Annotated in this window: 17 protein-coding genes; 8 read left to right on the top strand and 9 right to left on the bottom strand. The window is 61.1% G+C overall.

Annotated elements, in window-relative coordinates:
• Nucleotides 1-139: 139 nt before the first annotated feature.
• Nucleotides 140-1,486, top strand: a complete 1,347-nt coding sequence (locus BC443_RS08370; protein ID WP_071231388.1) for a gluconate:H+ symporter — start codon at nucleotides 140-142, stop codon at nucleotides 1,484-1,486.
• A gap of 109 nt (nucleotides 1,487-1,595) precedes the next feature.
• On the opposite strand, the gene BC443_RS08365 is transcribed toward BC443_RS08370, so the two are convergent.
• From BC443_RS08365 to lptD, 8 genes are all read right to left on the bottom strand, one after another.
• Nucleotides 1,596-2,762, bottom strand: coding sequence for a polynucleotide adenylyltransferase (locus BC443_RS08365; RefSeq protein WP_071231387.1), 1,167 nt, complete (start codon nucleotides 2,760-2,762; stop codon nucleotides 1,596-1,598).
• Nucleotides 2,763-2,795: 33 nt separating this feature from the next.
• On the bottom strand, nucleotides 2,796-3,125 hold the full coding sequence (glpE, locus tag BC443_RS08360) for a thiosulfate sulfurtransferase GlpE (RefSeq protein ID WP_071231386.1): 330 nt from the start codon (nucleotides 3,123-3,125) through the stop codon (nucleotides 2,796-2,798).
• A 197-nt stretch (nucleotides 3,126-3,322) separates the two neighbouring features.
• Nucleotides 3,323-4,171 (bottom strand): symmetrical bis(5'-nucleosyl)-tetraphosphatase, encoded by an 849-nt coding sequence (locus BC443_RS08355; protein ID WP_071231385.1) that lies wholly within the window; start codon nucleotides 4,169-4,171, stop codon nucleotides 3,323-3,325.
• Between the two features lie 105 nt (nucleotides 4,172-4,276).
• Nucleotides 4,277-4,660, bottom strand: coding sequence for a Co2+/Mg2+ efflux protein ApaG (gene apaG, locus BC443_RS08350; RefSeq protein ID WP_071231384.1), 384 nt, complete (start codon nucleotides 4,658-4,660; stop codon nucleotides 4,277-4,279).
• Nucleotides 4,657-5,502 carry a 16S rRNA (adenine(1518)-N(6)/adenine(1519)-N(6))-dimethyltransferase RsmA gene (gene rsmA, locus BC443_RS08345; protein ID WP_071231383.1) on the bottom strand — a complete coding sequence of 282 codons (846 nt, stop codon included), beginning with the start codon at nucleotides 5,500-5,502 and terminating at the stop codon, nucleotides 4,657-4,659. Before rsmA ends, apaG begins: the two co-directional genes overlap by 4 nt.
• Before the next feature lie 15 nt (nucleotides 5,503-5,517).
• Nucleotides 5,518-6,525 (bottom strand): 4-hydroxythreonine-4-phosphate dehydrogenase PdxA, encoded by a 1,008-nt coding sequence (pdxA, locus tag BC443_RS08340; protein ID WP_071231382.1) that lies wholly within the window; start codon nucleotides 6,523-6,525, stop codon nucleotides 5,518-5,520.
• Entirely contained in the window at nucleotides 6,525-7,484 is a 960-nt protein-coding gene (locus tag BC443_RS08335; protein WP_071231381.1) for a peptidylprolyl isomerase, read from the bottom strand. Before BC443_RS08335 ends, pdxA begins: the two co-directional genes overlap by 1 nt.
• Before the next feature lie 88 nt (nucleotides 7,485-7,572).
• Nucleotides 7,573-10,038 carry an LPS assembly protein LptD gene (gene lptD / locus BC443_RS08330; protein WP_071231380.1) on the bottom strand — a complete coding sequence of 822 codons (2,466 nt, stop codon included), beginning with the start codon at nucleotides 10,036-10,038 and terminating at the stop codon, nucleotides 7,573-7,575.
• A gap of 356 nt (nucleotides 10,039-10,394) precedes the next feature.
• Here lptD and BC443_RS08325 point away from each other — a divergent pair, with 356 nt between their 5' ends.
• The 6 genes from BC443_RS08325 to BC443_RS08300 all read left to right on the top strand — a co-directional run bounded on the left by BC443_RS08325 (nucleotide 10,395) and on the right by BC443_RS08300 (nucleotide 15,690).
• The gene (locus BC443_RS08325; protein ID WP_071231379.1) at nucleotides 10,395-11,426 is read left to right on the top strand and encodes a phosphotransferase; all 1,032 of its coding nucleotides are present in this window, start codon (nucleotides 10,395-10,397) and stop codon (nucleotides 11,424-11,426) included.
• Complete coding sequence (murU, locus tag BC443_RS08320; RefSeq protein ID WP_071231378.1) at nucleotides 11,423-12,088, top strand: N-acetylmuramate alpha-1-phosphate uridylyltransferase MurU; 666 nt, start codon at nucleotides 11,423-11,425, stop codon at nucleotides 12,086-12,088. Before BC443_RS08325 ends, murU begins: the two co-directional genes overlap by 4 nt.
• A 96-nt stretch (nucleotides 12,089-12,184) precedes the next feature.
• Nucleotides 12,185-12,604, top strand: a complete 420-nt coding sequence (locus BC443_RS08315) for an OsmC family protein (RefSeq protein WP_071231377.1) — start codon at nucleotides 12,185-12,187, stop codon at nucleotides 12,602-12,604.
• Between the two features lie 297 nt (nucleotides 12,605-12,901).
• A complete protein-coding gene (locus tag BC443_RS08310; RefSeq protein WP_071231376.1) occupies nucleotides 12,902-13,933 on the top strand; it encodes a WYL domain-containing protein in 1,032 nt (343 codons plus the stop codon).
• A gap of 33 nt (nucleotides 13,934-13,966) precedes the next feature.
• Nucleotides 13,967-14,908 (top strand): GTPase, encoded by a 942-nt coding sequence (locus BC443_RS08305; RefSeq protein ID WP_071231375.1) that lies wholly within the window; start codon nucleotides 13,967-13,969, stop codon nucleotides 14,906-14,908.
• A gap of 11 nt (nucleotides 14,909-14,919) precedes the next feature.
• Nucleotides 14,920-15,690 (top strand): DUF3944 domain-containing protein, encoded by a 771-nt coding sequence (locus BC443_RS08300; protein WP_071231374.1) that lies wholly within the window; start codon nucleotides 14,920-14,922, stop codon nucleotides 15,688-15,690.
• 102 nt (nucleotides 15,691-15,792) lie between these two features.
• Here the strand turns inward: BC443_RS08300 and BC443_RS08295 are convergent, their stop codons facing one another.
• Nucleotides 15,793-16,491 carry a HEPN domain-containing protein gene (locus BC443_RS08295; RefSeq protein ID WP_071231373.1) on the bottom strand — a complete coding sequence of 233 codons (699 nt, stop codon included), beginning with the start codon at nucleotides 16,489-16,491 and terminating at the stop codon, nucleotides 15,793-15,795.
• A 190-nt stretch (nucleotides 16,492-16,681) separates the two neighbouring features.
• Here BC443_RS08295 and BC443_RS08290 point away from each other — a divergent pair, with 190 nt between their 5' ends.
• Nucleotides 16,682-17,194 (top strand): opioid growth factor receptor-related protein, encoded by a 513-nt coding sequence (locus BC443_RS08290; protein WP_071231372.1) that lies wholly within the window; start codon nucleotides 16,682-16,684, stop codon nucleotides 17,192-17,194.
• Nucleotides 17,195-17,198: the final 4 nt, after the last annotated feature.

Below are 17,198 nucleotides of genomic sequence, written 5' to 3'. Positions count from 1 at the left end.
TACACCTTTAGGCGCATTGTTGAGATCCAGCTGTTACCGGTAACATCCATTTTCGCCAACTCCACCGCGAAGCACAACGCCACCAAGGGCGTATATCCCGCCTTGGCGCCGTGTGCTCTGACCAAGGAATTCGTTTGACATGGATAGCCCAACATCCCTGATCCTTGCCGCGCTGGGCAGCATCATCGTGCTGCTCTATCTGGTCATGAAGCTGCGCCTGCATGCCTTCGTCGCCCTGCTCGTCGTCAGTGGCCTGGTCGGGCTGGCCACCGGCATGAATGTCGAGGAACTGCTGGATACCGTCGAGAAAGGCATGGGCGGCACGCTGGGGTTCGTCGCGACCGTCGTCGGCCTGGGTGCCATGTTCGGCAAGATGCTGGAGGTTTCCGGCGGCGTCGATCGGCTGGCCAATACGCTGCTCGACAAGTTCGGCGAGAACCGTTCGCAGTGGGCGATGGGCGTCACCGGCTTTCTGGTGGCGATTCCCGTGTTTCTGGATGTCGCCTTCATCATCCTGGTGCCGCTGATCTACGCCCTGACGCGCCGCACCGGCCGCTCGCTGCTCTACTACGGCATTCCGCTGCTGGCGGGTCTCGCCGTGACCCACTCGTTCATTCCCCCGACGCCGGGCCCCATCGCCGTCGCCAAGCTGATCGGTGCCGATCTCGGCTACGTGATCCTGTTCGGCGCCATCGCCGGCCTGCCGGCCATGATCATCGCCGGGCCGCTGTTCGGCCGCTGGATCGGCAAGCGCATCGATGCGCAGATCCCCGACTACATGGAGCTGCCGAAGAACGATGTCGATACCACCGGTCTGCCCAGCTTCAAGCTGATCCTGTCGATCATCCTGCTGCCGCTGGCGCTGATCGTGCTCAACACCGTTTCCGGCGTGATCCTGGCGGAAGATAGCCCGGTCCTGGCCGCCCTGACCTTCCTCGGCCACCCGTTCGTGGCGCTGACGCTGGCCACGCTGCTTGCCTTCACGCTGCTGGGCACCCGCCGCGGCATGAAGCGGGAGCAGGTCATGGAAGTCGCCACCAAGGCGCTGGAGCCGGCCGGCATCATCATTCTGGTCACCGGTGCCGGCGGCGTCTTCAAGCAGGTACTGATCGATTCCGGCGTGGGCGAAGTGATGGGCAACATCATGGCCGAAAGCGCCCTGCCCCCGATCCTGCTGGCGTTCCTGATCTCCACGGCGGTGCGCGTGATCCAGGGTTCGGCCACGGTCGCGATGATCACCGCTGCAGGCCTGATGGCGCCGGTCATCACCACGCTCAACCTCGATGGCCCGATACTCGGCCTGCTGGTGATCTCGATCGCCTCCGGCGCCACGGTGCTGAGCCACGTCAACGATTCCGGATTCTGGCTGGTCAACCGCTACTTCGGCCTCACCGAAGCGCAGACCCTGAGAAGCTGGACGGTGATGGAGACCATCATCGGGCTGGTCGGGCTGGTCATGTCGCTGATCATCGGGCTGTTCATCTGACCCGACCCGCCATGCAATACAAGACGCCCGCTGTGGAGGACTTTCCGCAGCGGGCGTTTTTCATGGCTCGGACGTTTTCATGGACCGAACCGACCTTGGGCCAATGATCTTATGACGTTCCCAGCGCTTCCCGCACCGTTTCCTTCCGCCGTCTGGATAGCTCTTCGCCCAGCGCCGGCCCGCGAAAGCCTTCGTCGAGCAGCGCCTTCGGCACGATCTGCGAGGCGAGTCGCCAGGCCAGCGCCAGATCGTCCGCCAAGCTGCCGTCGTCGTGGGCGACCAAGGCCAGCAAGGGTGCGACCCGTTCGGGGCGGCGCCAGGCGTCGATGGCGTCGAGCCAGGCCATGATCGTTTCGACACCGGGCCGCTGCCCGCCGATCTGCTGGCGCAACCGGTAGGATAGCGCCGCCAGCCGCATGGCATCACGGAACGCATTGGGTGCCTTGACGGCGTCGTTGAGTCGGGACTGCTCGTCGTCCAGCAGGTGCTCGCCGAGCCGCGCCCAGCGCCAGAGCGTCAGCGGGTAGGCAGCCGATTCGTCGGGGACGTGCTCGAGTCGCGCCAGCACGTGTTCCAACGCTGGCGTCGACAGGGGCGGCATCAGCTCCGCCAGGGCGCCGCAGGATTCCAGCGTCTGGAAATAGGCCGCAGGATCGGCTTCCCCCAGCGCCTTGTGCGTCTCGGTCCAGACGCGTTCGGCAACCAGATACGACATCTCGCCGCTGTCGGTGAGCTGGCGCATCAGGGTCATCGTTTCCGCGGCGATGGTGAAGCCCAGCTTGCGGTAGCGGGCCAGAAACCGGGCCGCTCGCAGCACTCGCAGCGGGTCCTCGACGAAGGCGGCCGATACATGCCGGAGCTGTCTGGCCTCGAGATCCGCAGCACCGCCGTAGGGGTCGACCAGTTCACCGGCGGGCGTCTCGGCCATCGCGTTGATGGTGAAATCGCGCCGCGCCAGATCGGCCTCCAGCGTCACGTCGGGGCTGGCGTGGACCTCGAATCCGGTATAGCCACGCCCCTGCTTGCGCTCGGTTCGGGCCAGCGCGTACTCCTCGTGGGTGTCGGGATGCAGAAAGACCGGGAAGTCCCGGCCGACCGGCTTGAACCCGCGCTGGCGCATCGCTTCCGGCGTCGCGCCGACCACGACCCAGTCCCGGTCGCCGATCGGCCAGCCCAGGCGGGCATCGCGGACGGCGCCGCCCACGAGATAGACCTCCAGCCCGTCGAGCCTGGGATCGGTTTGAGGGTCGAGACGGGAATCGGGTTGCGAGTTCATCGTCCGGCTCCGGGTTGGGTTCGATAAGACAGTCTAGCGCTCGACGCTTTCGGGTCGACGATGCGCCCAGTCCACGAAGCCGCCATCCAGGCTGTAGACCTCGTCGAAGCCCTGGCCCGCCAGCCAGCTCGCGGCCTGCTGGCTGGAGTGGCCGTGATAGCAGACCACCACCAGCGGCGTTTCGCTGGGCGTGTTGTCCACCAGTTCCGCCACCGTGGTGTTGTCGAGGTGGCGGCTGCCGGGAATGTGCCCCTGCGAGAAGCTCAGCGGATCGCGGATGTCGACCAGTTGCAATGAGCGCCCCTCGCTCAGCCACTGCGCCAGCGTCGCCGGGTCGAGATGTTGGAAAGACGGGGTTGTCATGGATCGCTCCTTGGGAAACACTGCCTAAATAGCTGCGCAGGCGAATCGCTGCGTTGCGCGGTGCTGGAGCGCCAGCCCGGTCGGAATCCTCACCTATACCCCATAGGCTCCGGCTCCTGCGCTCCGTGCGTCTTGCGCTTCATCCTGCTCGCCGATTTATTCAGCGTTTCCCTAACATTCAGTGTCGGGATTGGTCTTTAGGGCTGACGCGACGGTTCACTAATGCGCTCGCCACTGTCGAGATCGAGTGCGGTCAATGATCCGCCCCATACGCAACCGGTGTCCAACGCTTGCGCGTTGATTCGCGCTCCCGGCGTCTGCCCTTCCAGCGCCGCCCAGTGGCCGAACAGCAGCGTGAGCCTGCCACCGCCGGCAAGTTCATCGTGACGCGGATAAGTGAACCAGGGCGCGAACCCAGCCGGGGCGCTGTCCAGCCCCTCCTTGGCAGCGAAGTCCAGCGTGCCGTCGTCGGCGATGAAGCGCATGCGGGTAAAGACGTTGACGATGGCTCGAATCCGATCCTCGCCGGTCAGCTCGGGCGTGAACCGGGCAGGACGATTGCCGTACATCACGCTCAGGAACGCATCCACGTCGTCGCCGCGCAGGACCGCTTCCGCTTCGGCGGCGAATTCGGTGGCTTCGGCAAGCGACCACTGCGGCAGCAGGCCGGCGTGGGTCATCACATAGCCATTTTTGATAGGGCTACGCTCGTGATCGGCGACCAGCAGCGGCTGGCCGCGCAGCCATTCGAGCATCTCCGAGCGGTCCGGGGCTTCGAGAATGTCCGTCAGGGTATCGTTGCGCTTGAGCTTACCGTGACCACGCCCCACCGCCAGCAGGTGAAGGTCGTGATTGCCCAGTACCACGCTGGCGGCGCCATCCAGGGCAACGCTCCTGCGCAGGCAGCCGAGCGAGTCCGGGCCGCGGTTGACCAGGTCGCCCGCCAGCCACAGATGATCCCGTGAGGGCGAAAAGTCGAGACGTTCGAGCAGGGTCTCGAATTCGGCGTAACAGCCCTGCAGATCGCCAATTGCGTAGGTCGCCATGCGCTTCCTCGTGTTGATGATGCGATCTCGTATTGATGGCGCGATCGGATTGGCGATTCGATGCCGTTCGAGACGCGGCCGCGAGGATCGATTCGCCCGCGTCGATCAGTGGATCTGGTTGGGGCCGGCCAGCCGAAACGGCGCGATGGCGACGTCGAAGGAAGCCTGGGTGGACAGATCGATGCAGGTATAGCTGCCCTGCATGACGCCGACGGGGCATTCGATGACCGCGCGACTGGTATAGCGGAAACTGTGCCCGGCGGTGATCGTCGGCTGCTTGCCGACCACGCCGTTGCCACGCACTTCCTGCACCTTGCCGTGGCCCTGGGTGATCTTCCAGTAGCGCGACAGCAACTGCACGCTGCGGTCGGAATGGTTGTGAACGGTCACCGTGTAGCTGAACACGAAGCGCTTGTCGTTGGGCGACGATTCGTCTTCGCGAAACGCCGGCTCGACGTCGACCGTGATGTCTGGTGTCGCCTCGCTCATGAGGTCTTCTCCGTCACTGGGTGGCTCGTCGCGCTGCCCGTCAGGTGATTGCTGATGGCGACCAGTTCCTCGACGCGCAGCGTCTGTGGGCGTCGGCCGGGGTCGATGCCCAGCGACTCCAGCGCCTCGGCGTCGATCACCCCCTTGAGATTGTTGCGCAGCGTCTTGCGACGCTGGCCGAAGGCCACCCGCACCACGTCGGCGAAATGGGCCTCGTCGTGAGCGGGCGACGGCAGCTCGGCATAGGGCGTCAGTCGCACGATCGCCGAGTCCACCTTGGGCTGGGGCACGAAGGCGCCGGGCGGCACGACGAACAGCGATTCGACCGCGCAGTGATACTGGGTCATCACCGACAACCGCCCCCAGTCCGGCCCGCCGGGTTCGGCGGCGAGACGCTCGACGACCTCCTTCTGCAGCATGAAGTGCATGTCCTGAATGGCGCCGCGCGCGGCCAGCAGGTGGAAGATCAGCGGCGTGGAGATGTTGTAGGGCAGATTGCCCACCACCCGCAACGGTCTGCCATCCTGCTGCGACAGCTCGTGGAAATCGAACTTGAGCGCGTCGCCTTCGTGAATCTTGAAATCGGGGTAGTCGTAGAACTGTACCCGCAGCCCGGGAATCAGGTCGCGATCGAGCTCGATCACTTCCAGCGCGCCGGCCGCTTCGAGGATCGGACCGGTCAACGCGCCCTGGCCGGGGCCGATTTCGATCAGGCGATCGCCGCCACGCGGACCGATGGCACGCACGATGCGGGAGATCACCCCCGCATCGCGGAGAAAGTTCTGACCGAAACGCTTCCGGGCACGCGGCATCGGAGAGCGGTCGGAGGAGCGTGTAGACATGAAAAGCGAATTCCTTCAGTGAACGCGGGCCGTCATCTGGCGGGCCACCTGCAATGCCACCCGGAGGCTACCCGCGTCGGCCAGGCCGGTGCCGGCAAGGTCGAGCGCAGTGCCGTGATCGACGGAGGTCCGTACCATGCCCAGCCCCAGCGTGATATTGGCGGCCTGTCCGAACCCGGCATACTTGAGCACCGGCAGGCCCTGGTCGTGATACATCGCCAGCACCGCATCGGCGTGATCGAGATGGCGCGGCGTGAACAGCGTATCCGCCGGCAACGGCCCGATCAGGTCGAGCCCTTCTTCGCGCAGCCGGTTCAGTGCGGGCGTGATGACCTCGATCTCCTCGCGGCCCAGATGGCCATCCTCGCCGGCGTGGGGGTTTAGCCCGCAGACCAGAATTCGCGGCGACGCGATGCCGAAGCGCTGTACCAGCTCAGCCGCCAGGATCCGGACGACACGTATCAGGCCGGGGCCGGTGATCGCGCTCGAGACCCGGGAGAGCGGCAGATGCGTGGTGGCCAGGGCGACCCGCAGCGGTCTGGCGGTGCGTTCGGTGGCCAGCATCATCACCACCTCCTCGACACCGCAGGCGTCACGCAGATACTCGGTATGTCCGGTGAAGCCGACATGCCCGCCTTCGATGATCGCGCCCTTGTGCAGCGGCGCCGTCACCATCGCATCGGCGATGCCCTGCTGACAGGCCTCGATGGCGACATCCAGCGTCTTCAGCACGTAACCGGCGTTGGCGGGATCGAGCCGTCCTGGCGTCGAGGGCGCTGCCAGCGACACCGGCCAGACCGGCAGCCGGCCATTGATTGGCGCCGGCAATGCATCGCCGGGAGCTAGCACGTCGAGCTCGACCGACCAGCCCAGCCGCCTTGCCCGTTCAGCCAGCAGGTCCGGATCGCCGACGGCGACTACCGTTGCATCCAGCTGCTGCCAGTCCCGCGCCGCCGCCAGGGCGAGCTCGGGACCGATACCGGCCGGTTCGCCGGTGGTCAATGCCAGTACCGGCAATGTCATCAGTTCCGGTCGAGACGGTTGTCGATGTAGGCGCTGGCACGGATTTCCTGCGTCCACGCCTCGAGCTCGTCACTCACTTTGCGCTGGAAGATCGCCTGGCTGGCCTGCTCCCGGCTCATCTGGCCGCTGTCACCGCCACGGGTCTCGATCAGCTTGACCAGGTGGAAGCCGCTGGGGCTGCGGATCGGCTCGCTGACCTCTCCCGGAGAGAGATCGGGAATGACGTCGGAGAAGATGGTGGGAATCTGCGCCGACTGGCGCCAGCCGAGATCGCCACCCTGCAACGCCTGGGCGTCGTCGGACTCGGCCACGGCGAGCTGCTGGAAGTCGGCACCATCCTGCAGCTGCCGATAGAGCTCCTGCGCCTCGGCCTGCGCCTGGGTGACCTGATCCGGTGTCGGCGACTGGGGCACGGCGACCAGGATCTGAGCGAGATGGTAGGCAACGTTGCTGTTTTCGCTGCGCTGGCTCAGGAAACGATCGACCTCCCGATCCGACACCGTGACCCTGCTGGCGACCCGGCTCTGCTGTACCTGGCGGATCAGCAGCTCGCGCCGAACCTGCTCGCGCACTTCGGCCAGGCTCTGGCCCTGCTGTTCCAGCGTGGTGGCAAACTCGTCCAGGCTCATGCCGTTGTTTTCGGCAATGCCGCGCATGGTGCTGTTGAGCTGGGTTTCATCGATGCTCAGGTTGGCATCTTCGGCCATCTGCAGCTCGATCTGCTCGACGATCATGCGATCCAGCACCTGGCGCTCCAGCGCCTGTCCCGGCGGCATCGGGATATTGTTGGCCTGCAGCTGGTCGCGCGCCTGGACGACACGCCTTTCGAGCTGGCTGTGCATGATGGCATCGTCGTTGACCACGGCAACGATACGATCCAGCGGCACCACCTCCGCCATCGCGGACAACGGCGACAGCAGCATTACCAGCGCCAGGGGGATCCATACTCTAGGACGCATGCCTACCTCTCTTGCTTTGATGGAGCGGCGAGCCGCTTGGGCTCGCCGTAAACATTGATTGACTGCGATCTCTCGACGATTCGATGCTTCAGAACTGCGTCGCTTCGTAACCCGGCACGGCCTGCGCGAAGTAGCTGTCGGCTTCCTGACCGACGCCGCCCAGCCCCTTGAACACGAAGCGCAGGAACAGGCCGCGGTCGGTGTAGTCGTCTTCGATAGTGTTGGCAGTGTCATTGTCCTCGACCCATTCGCGCCATACCACCTGTACCGCGCTGCAGCAGCTGTTGAACTGGACGCCGGCCAGGGTTTCCAGATCGCGGCTGTTGGTATTGTCGTAGAGGTAGCGGCCGATCAGATCCAGGGACGACGTCGCCTTGTAGGCGAACGACACGTCGAAATCCTCCCGGTCGTAGCCCAGACGATCCTCCGCCTCACCCGAGGGATCGAACCCTTCGAGTTGCCAACGATAGCCAAGGTTCACTACGTGGCCGACAGGACTCAGGTACTGGAGGTAAGCCGAAGTTCGTTCGGTGGTGGAACGATCGGGATCGTAGAACCATTCGTAACGCGAGCGCCACTGGTCGTTGATGCGCCAATCGAGCTGAGTGATGACCGGCGAACGGTCACGGGTGGCGCGGTACCAGTCCTCGTAGTTGGTTTCCTTGTCCGGCAACGTCTCCGGATCGCCCTCGATATCGATGTTGCGATCGGAGAAGTAGGCACTCTGCCCCACGGAGAGCGACAGCCGCTCACGACCGGTATCGTCCTCGAGGAAGCGCGTCGAGGCCCCATAAGAGAGCTTGTTGACGTCTCCCACGCGATCGGCGCCCGTGAACCGGTAAGGCGACCACAGCTGGCTCCAGGAGACCGAACGCTCATCGGTATCGAATTCCGGGAACTCCGACTGGTCGCGCTCGGGCACGTAGGCGTAGTAGAGACGCGGCTCGAAGGTCTGTTTCCAGTCGCTATCGAACAGCGACACGTCGCGCTGGAAGATCAGCCCGGAGTCGACCGAGTACACCGGCACGGTGCGAGACAGGCTCTCGTCGCGGTCGGTATCCCGGTTGCCGTAGTCGAGCTCGTAATTGGTCTGCCAGAGCTGGAAGCGCGGCTCGAGGAAGCCCCAACTGGGCTGGGCACGCCAGCCGATGGCCGGTGTCAGGTTGACGCGCGTACCGTTGGCCGCTTCGCGCAGCAGTATGCGACGCGTGTTGCCGGTTTCCTCGTCTTCCCAGAAGCCGTCGCTGTCGACGCCGTGCAGATCGCGCCAGAAGTAGGTCGCGTTGGAATTCCACTCCTGATAGAAGCCGTTGTCCTGATCCCAGCGCGCATTCGCGGTCAGGCTCGGCAACTGGTAATAGGGCCGGTCATCCTCGTCCAACGGGTAATCCATCCGCTGGTAGCCCTGCGCCCGCGCATCGAGGTTCCAGGTCGTGCCCTGGTAACTCAGCCGCGCCAGGCGTTCGAGATACTCGGTATCCTGCTCGCCGAAGTCGCGTCCGAAGTCATCGAAGTAGCGCCCGTCGCTCGCGGCGCCGTAGCGCATGGCGTAATCCAGCCGCTCGGTGAACTGACCGTAGTGGCTGTAATCGACATACCAGCGATCCTCTCCCTCGAATGCATCGTGGGGGTCGTTGGGATTGTCGCTCTCGCCACCGTTGTCGTTGGGCAGGTAGGAACCTTCGATCGAGCCCTGGTCGCTGCCGAACAGGTAGCGGAATTCGCCGCCCAGCATGAAGCCGTGATCGGAGATGACCCGCGGCGTGATCGTGGCGTCGTAATTGGGTGCCAGGTTGAGATAGTAGGGCTGGCTGTAATCGAGACCGTCGCTGGAGATCCCCATCGTCGGCCACAGAAAACCGCTTTGACGCCGATCGTCGATGGGAAAACGCACCCACGGCCAGTAGAAGACGGGGACGTCTCCCATTTCCAGCCGCGCGTTGGACGCCGTGCCGAAACCCTGCTCGCGATCGATGGTGACGTCGCTGCCTACCAGGCGCCATAGCCGGCTATCCGGTGCGCAGGTGGTGAAGCTGGCTTCGGTCATGCGATAGCGGCCATCGGCGAGACGCTGCATCGACTGCGCGTCGCCTCGAACCCGTTGATCGTGAACCACGTAGTGCGCGTCATCGATACGCGCGGCATCGCTATCGAGCGATACCTGGCCTTCTTCGCCACGTACCAGCATGCCCGGATAGCGAATGGCCAGCGGCCCGTCGGCGAATGCCGTGTCGCGCGCGGCATTGACGCGAACCCGCGGCGATTCCAGCTGGCTCTCGCCGCGCCGCAGCACGACGTTCCCGCCCAGGATGGTTTCACCATCGTTGCCGTACAGAGCCGATCCCGAGTCGGACAGCACCTCTTCGGGGGTCTTGCCTTCGGGCAGCAAATAGCCCGGTTCAATATAGCGGCCACCACACAGGGCGCCGGCCGGCGCTTGATCGCCCCATGGCGCCCAATCCAGTTGATCCGCGGGTAACGGTGCGGGGGGCGCCGCCTGGGCCGTCGATGAAATCAGGCCAGTCAGGGCAGTCCAGACCAGTCGCTTGCCCATGTCCTCTGTGTCCTTGCCGAGTGGAGTCGGTATTATACAGACCTCGACGGGAGTTGCCGCGAAGCCATTCCTTGTTGAACCGTCCGAGTGTCTACCGCGTCCATTACATCGAATTCGACGCCACCTTTCGATTTGGCGATGCGGGCCAAACGCGGCACACTGCTCGCCAGCCGTTCGATGTCTCGCCGTCGCGCTCGAAAACGTATCGCCCTGCACCCGATCGATGCATCGACGACTCGCACGGCGCACCCAGATTAGGGCCCAGCATGCGGTGCCATCTCCGGCCCGTCAACTCGCCACGCGAGCTGGCCGCGGCGACGCATCGACACGCCCTATCATCACGACCGGAAGCCTGCATGACCTTGCGCCTCGACTCCCTTCGTCACTGGATCGCTACCCAGCACCATCTTTCACCCGATGAATGCCGATGGGAAGCGGTCGCCGGCGATGCCAGCCTGCGCGGCTACTGCCGTGTCACCTTTCCCGACGCCACCACCCGGATCGTCATGGATGCGCCGCCGGCATTGGAAGATAGCGGCCCCTTCGTGGCCATCGGCCGGGAATGGCACGCCGCAGGGCTGCCGGTGCCAACGATCCATGCCGTCGACCTCGAACAGGGATTCATCGAGCTCGACGATCTCGGCAATGATAGCCTGCATCACCATTTTGATACCGATGCCGGCGCGCGGGCGGGCACCGCGCAGGCGCTCGACCTGCTCGACGCCATCGAACAGCGCGCACCGTTCTCCTCGTTGCCGCGCTACGAGCCCGCGTTTCTTGAGGAAGAGATGGACCGCTTCCCCGACTGGGGCCTGACGCGCTGGCTCGGGATCGAAACGCCGCCACAGTGGCCGGAGGTCAAGCGCCATCTGCTCGACAGCATCGCCAGACTTCCCAACGTCGCCGTACACCGCGACTTCGACGCCATGAACCTGATGATCCACCAGGACCGGCTGTGGATCATCGATTTCCAGGGCGCGCTGGCCGGGCCGCTCGGCTACGATCTGATTTCGCTGCTGCGGGGGCGCTACCATCGCTGGTCGCGCCAGCAGATGGACGACTGGATCGAAGGCTTCCGCCAGCGCTGTCTCGCCGCGGGGCGCATCGCACCTGACATCGACGCCCGAGCGTTCCGCACGAGCGTCGAGGCGATCGGCGCCCAGCGCCAGCTCAAGATCCTCGGCCAGTTCTGCCGGCTCTGCCTGCGCGACGGCAAGCCGCGCTATCTCGAATGGCTGCCCCACTTCTACGCGCATCTCGACGACGGACTGGAAGCACTGCCCGCCCTCGGCGACTTCCACGCCTGGCTACGTGAAAGCTATCGCCCGGCCATGGAGGCGCGCCTGGCCGAGCACCGCGCGGCCAACGGCGGCGGAGGCGACTCATGAAGGCGATGATTCTCGCCGCCGGCCTCGGCACCCGCATGCGCCCGCTCACCGACCACTGCCCCAAGCCGCTGCTGCCGGTCGCCGGCAAACCGCTGATCGTCCATCATCTCGAACGTCTGGCAGCGGCGGGGATTCACGACATCGTGATCAACGTCAGCTACCGAGCGCAGCAGATCATCGATGCGCTCGGCGACGGCGACCGTTACGGGGTCTCGCTCACCTTCAGCGTCGAAGAGACCCCGCTGGAAACCGCCGGCGGCCTGCGCAAGGCGCTGCCCGCGCTCGGCGGAGCGCCTTTCGCACTGGTCAACGGCGACGTCTGGACGGACTTCCCCCTCGAGCGGCTGGCATTGGCCGAAGGCGACCTGGCCTCGCTGGTGATGGTGGACACCACCGATTTCCACCGTCGCGGCGACTTTCACCTCGATACCGACGGCCGCCTGCATGCCGAAGGCGAACCGCGCCTGATCTACGCCGGCCTGGGCGTCATCCGCCCCCAACTGGTTGCCGATCTGCCGATCGGCATGGTCGCCAAGCTGGCGCCGCTGCTGACCGAGGCCATGCAGGAGGGCCGTGTCGGCGGCTGGCACCATCGCGGCGACTGGGTCGATGTCGGCACCCCGCAACGGCTGGCCGAACTGGAAGCCAGGCTGCGGTCATGACGGCGCGGACATCACCAGCAAGCGCCGGGAATGTTATCCTGCCCTCATCGATCAACACGTGATTCGACAACGAATCCCCAGCAAGGAATTCTACTCATGAAAGCCACAGTCAAATGGACCGACGGCCGCCAGTTCGTCACCGAATCCGGCAGCGGCCATAGTGTCGTGATCGACGGCAACCCGGACCACGGCGGCCGCAACACCGGCCCGCGGCCAATGGAAATGGTGCTGATGGGTCTCGGCGGCTGCACGTCGTTCGACGTCATCCAGATTCTCGAAAAGGCCCGCGCCAACGTCACCGACTGCGTCGCCACCCTGGAAGCCGAGCGCTTCGACGGCACCCCCAGCGTGTTCACAAAGATCCACGTCCACTTCGTCGTCACCGGCAAAGAGCTGAAGGATGCCGTGGTGAAACGCGCCGTCGACCTCTCCGCCGAGAAATACTGCAGCGCCTCGCTGATGCTCGCCAAGGGCGGCGTGGAAATCACCCACTCCTACGAGATCGTCGAGGCGTAAGACGCGAGACGCGAGACGCGAGACGCGAGACGCGAAGAGCAGGCTCCTGCCGCAAACGCAAAATGCCAGCGATGCTTATCGCTGGCATTTTCGTTATATGCCCCATCCCCACCTCCACCTCATTCTCCCCTCCCTATCCTGCCCACCATTTTCTCCTCGATTTTCCCGCTTACCCTCCAGTTACAATATCGCCGGCCGATATTCGAAAGAAGCCATTTGCGCCATAGCGCGACAAGATTTGTCGCCCTTTCTTGCTAGCGTGAGATGACTTTCATTTACGAATCGAAAGGTCTGTGAGTGTCACGAGCTAAAGATACCATCGCCCGTCTGCTGACGTTGTTACGTCACATTCCCCGCGCACCCGGCTATATCGCCACGACTACCTTGCTGGAAAAATTGCGCGACCGCGGGTTTTCAGTCGACATGCGTACCGTGCAGCGTGATCTTAATCGACTCTCGAGCATGTTCTCCTTGATGTGTGACGAGCGCGTAACGCCCTATCGCTGGAGCTTCACCAAGGACGCCTCACTGGATCTCAGGGACATTGACCCATCCGCTGCCCTGGCCCTCTACCTAGCGGAAGGCCACCTGACATCTCTACTGCCTCAAAGCGTGCTCGATCTACTGGCACCGCAATTTCGTCGCGCGCGCGATTATCTCGATGGTCTTGAAGAAAATGGCCTAGCCGACTGGGCGCGTCGGGTGCGCACCAAACCCAATGGCAAGGCCCTGCAACCGGCACAGGTAGATAGTGCCGTATGGCAGGCCGTGTCGATGGCGCTGCTGGAACGCCAATGCCTGAAAGTCAGTTACCTCAGCCGCAGCAAGGAAACGCTCAAGGAACTGGTGATTCATCCGGCAGGGTTCGTCTCCCGCCACTCCATCAGCTATCTGATCGCTACCGTCGAAGGCTACGACGACCCGCGCCAATTCGCCCTGCACCGTATTCAATACGCGGAATGCCTCGACACACCGGCAAAAGAACATGCCACGTTCGATATCGACGAATTCCTGAGCAACGGATTCAACAATCCGACTCCTGTAACGGAAGTCGAACTGGTTGCCGATGTTTCCCCATCGATCGCCTGGCTTTTGAGCGAAACCCCATTGAGTGCCGAACAACGGCTGGAAGCCCTGCCAGACAGCGACTGGTATCGGCTGCACGCCAAGGTACCCGATGATCAGGAAACCTTGTGGTGGGTGTTTGGGTTAGGGGAAAACATCGTTGTTTATGCTCCAATCCAGATGAGGAATTCAATCATAGAAAAAGGTCATCATATGCTTTCGCGGTATTCCCCAACTATGGCTACAAGTAGATACAGTCTGTAAACCCTAACCATCAACACTAGATAGGAATATAAAATGACATACAATCCCCTTTCAGAACTCAGCAATGAGGAACTTCGCAAAATCCGTGACCGCATCCGCCAAACCAAGATCAACGTCTTGTTAGTAGGCGGAACCGGCGTAGGAAAAAGCTCGACTATTAATGCCTTATTCCAAAGCCATGAGAAGAAAAGCGATGCCGTGGTTGGAGAGGGGACTACACCCGAAACCATGGAAATTGGCGATTATGCACTGGAAAACCTCGTCATCTGGGATACGCCAGGGCTGGGCGACAGTCCAGAAAAGGACAAGGCACATCAGGAGAAAATCGTCGATCTACTGCATCGAAAGGATGAGAATAATCAACCCCTGATTGACTTGGTATTTCTGATCCTGGATGCTGGAAGCCGGGACTTCAGTTCTGCTTATATCTTGATCAGGGATGTTATCCTACCCAATCTGGACGAGAGTGATCAGAACCGTATTTTGATTGGTCTAAACCAAGCGGACCAAGCCATGAAGGGTCATTATTGGAACAAGGAAGAGAACAAGCCAGAATCCAAATTGGTCGAACGATTGGATGAACTTTCCCAGACCGTCAAAAATCGCATTAAAAATGATACAGGCTTGGATATCGATCCTATTTATTATTCGGCCGGATGCATGATTGGTGGAGAAGTGTTATCAAGACCATACAACTTGCAGAAACTTCTTAGCTTCATACTGGATAGGTTGCCCAAAAAAAAGAGAGTAACTATTGCCTTCAATATTAACAAAAACGAGGCCAACTTCCAATCCAATGATGATAAAGACGACTACCATGAAAAGGCAGAACAGTCTATCTGGAATTCAATAAAAGAGATAGCCAAAGATATAACTGAAAAACTCGCAAAGGAATTAGGGGACATTATTACCGACCCTAACAACATAAAATTGGCTATCACAACACTCCTCTCCTTGATTAAAAAAGCAAAATAAGGATAAAAATAATGGCCTATCGCGAAGATTCGGAATTAAAATTTCTCGGAGAGATGTCGAGCGCCGATTTGAATGATCTAGTGGAATGCTTGACCAAAGACAAGGGGGGAGACCCTCTCTGGACAGAAGAACTGACGCAAAGCGATTCATATAAGCTCTATTACCCAGATCACTCCAAGTACTGGCCTTTCATTGCTGCCGAACTGCAATGTTTTGGCGCAAACAGCCTGGCGACACTATTAAGAGCAGGGAAAGGCGTCCTATACAAAGAGGTATTAACCGATGTCTGTGACAAATTAAAAGTTAAATATGACAAAAAAGGCAGTGTTTTGGAAATCGAAAACAAACTGCTGGAAAAAATCCTCGACGATACGTTGGAGAAGATGTCGGATGCAGAACGCGCCGAATTTGCTAAAACCATCGGCATCGCCAACTTGGAAACGTTCACTCCGCACGCCCTCTCTGCCGCGATCCAACTGGCGTTCAAGGCTGGGGGATTCAGGTCCTTTCAGTTGACGGTTATTGTTGCCAATGCAGTGAGTCGAGCGGTCCTAGGCCGTGGACTGGCTCTTGCAGGAAATGCCGCCTTGATGAGAACTACAGCACTGTTAACTGGTCCTGTAGGATGGGCACTGACGGGGGCTTGGACTGTGGTGGATATTGCTGGGCCTGCCTATCGGGTCACAATGCCAGCAGTCATTCAAGTGGCTCTACTTCGCAAAAAACACCAAGCCGAACGGGATGGCATCTTGAAAGATATAGAAGAAGAGATGAACAAGTGATTCACGACTTATAGGACGTCAAGGCAATTTTTCTTGTCATCCATCAAAAGCACCACATAAAAATAATACAATATAGCGGTGCTATTAGAACCACAAGAAACATTAGTGTCGCCCAAGTGAAATCCTAGGCTTCGTTACAAACAAGAAAAACATTACTCCCACCACCGGATAACACGCATCGCCCCACAGGGCATGCGGGTTATCCATCATCACCGTAATCACCAGCGGAACAAGCTGGCTCATGAGTCTGACGCAGTCTCGTAGCTGATCACGATTGACGGCGCTATTCCAGGTGGCACCTCCATGAATCAGTTGGTTGCGCAAGGTGTAGATACGGTTGAAGACGACGCCGAGCAGTTCAGGGGTATTGCCGTTGGCAAGCGCTTGGTGGGCACGCCGCTTGCCCTCCGTGAAGCGTTTCTGCCATTCGGCCTCGTCTATCTTGCCACTATGGAAATCCCAGAAACTCTGGAAAACATAAGGATTATCCAGCAGTACGCGAATGGCGCCTGGGAATGTCTGCCAGACTAGATTGGAAAGGCATTGGCTGGTGTCGAGATCGCAGAGCTTTTTCAAGAACTCCCTGAATGTCGCCTGTTCGGAAAGGCGGTAGCGCTCGTCGATTTCCGTGGCATAGGCGGCATTGAAGGCGATCCACAAGAAAATGAAACGTCCGTCGTCATCCTCGAACTGTTCGGCGCGGTTGAGCCAGCTCAATGCACGATGCAATCGCAGGCTGAGATTCACGGGCTGGCTATCTCGTTCCTGGCGGTGGCGCTGTTTCAGGGTCGCGTATTGCATGTGACGTTCCTTCACGGAGAGTCACACAACGATATCAAACAATAGGCGACAAGGCGGCTTTTCGAGGCTTTGAATGGAGCGATTCGCGCGACACAGCTTGCCGCCCTGTGCTGGCATAGTGGCTATTGAACCGGCAAATAGCGCGTAAAATCTCCCACTCTGACATTCAAGCAGGTAACGAGGAAGCCGAATGAGCCAGGCCAATTCACCTTTGGTCAACTTCTATCGAGGAGAATCTCCAGACCATAAGGGACGCTACATCGAAGTTATCTGGGCAATGTCACCCTTTTGGCTGGAACATACCCATGACTATATTCAGTGGCTGTTTCCGATTCCAGAGGCGGGGCGTTTCAATGGCTTCGCGCCGCTGCTGGGAGAGAGGGAGCGGGCCGCCTTCGCTGCTGACGAAGTACTTCGGGCCAACCAGCACAGCTCGTTAGATGTGATGCTGGCGTTCTTCGGGCTGACTCGTCGGGAGCTCATCATTGAGGCGCTGCCCGAACTCAACATGCGCAAGCATATCTGGCTGAAACGGGGCGGCCACAACCATCTGCGTATCTCGCGGATCATCCGCAGCCTGCACCTCTGCCATCAGCCATCCTTGGCCCAGGCCCTTCAGTCAGCCGTAATCAAGATCGGTACGGAACAGGGCATCGTTTCGGATACATCTATTCAATACTGGGCAAGAGCGCATGAAGCATAGGTAG

Origin of the sequence: Salinicola sp. MIT1003 (genome assembly GCF_001858555.1) — a bacterium.
Classification (GTDB): Bacteria; Pseudomonadota; Gammaproteobacteria; order Pseudomonadales; family Halomonadaceae; genus Salinicola; species Salinicola salarius.
The sequence above is the reverse complement of the archived record's forward strand: the minus strand, read 5'-3'. Positions and strand labels throughout refer to the sequence as shown.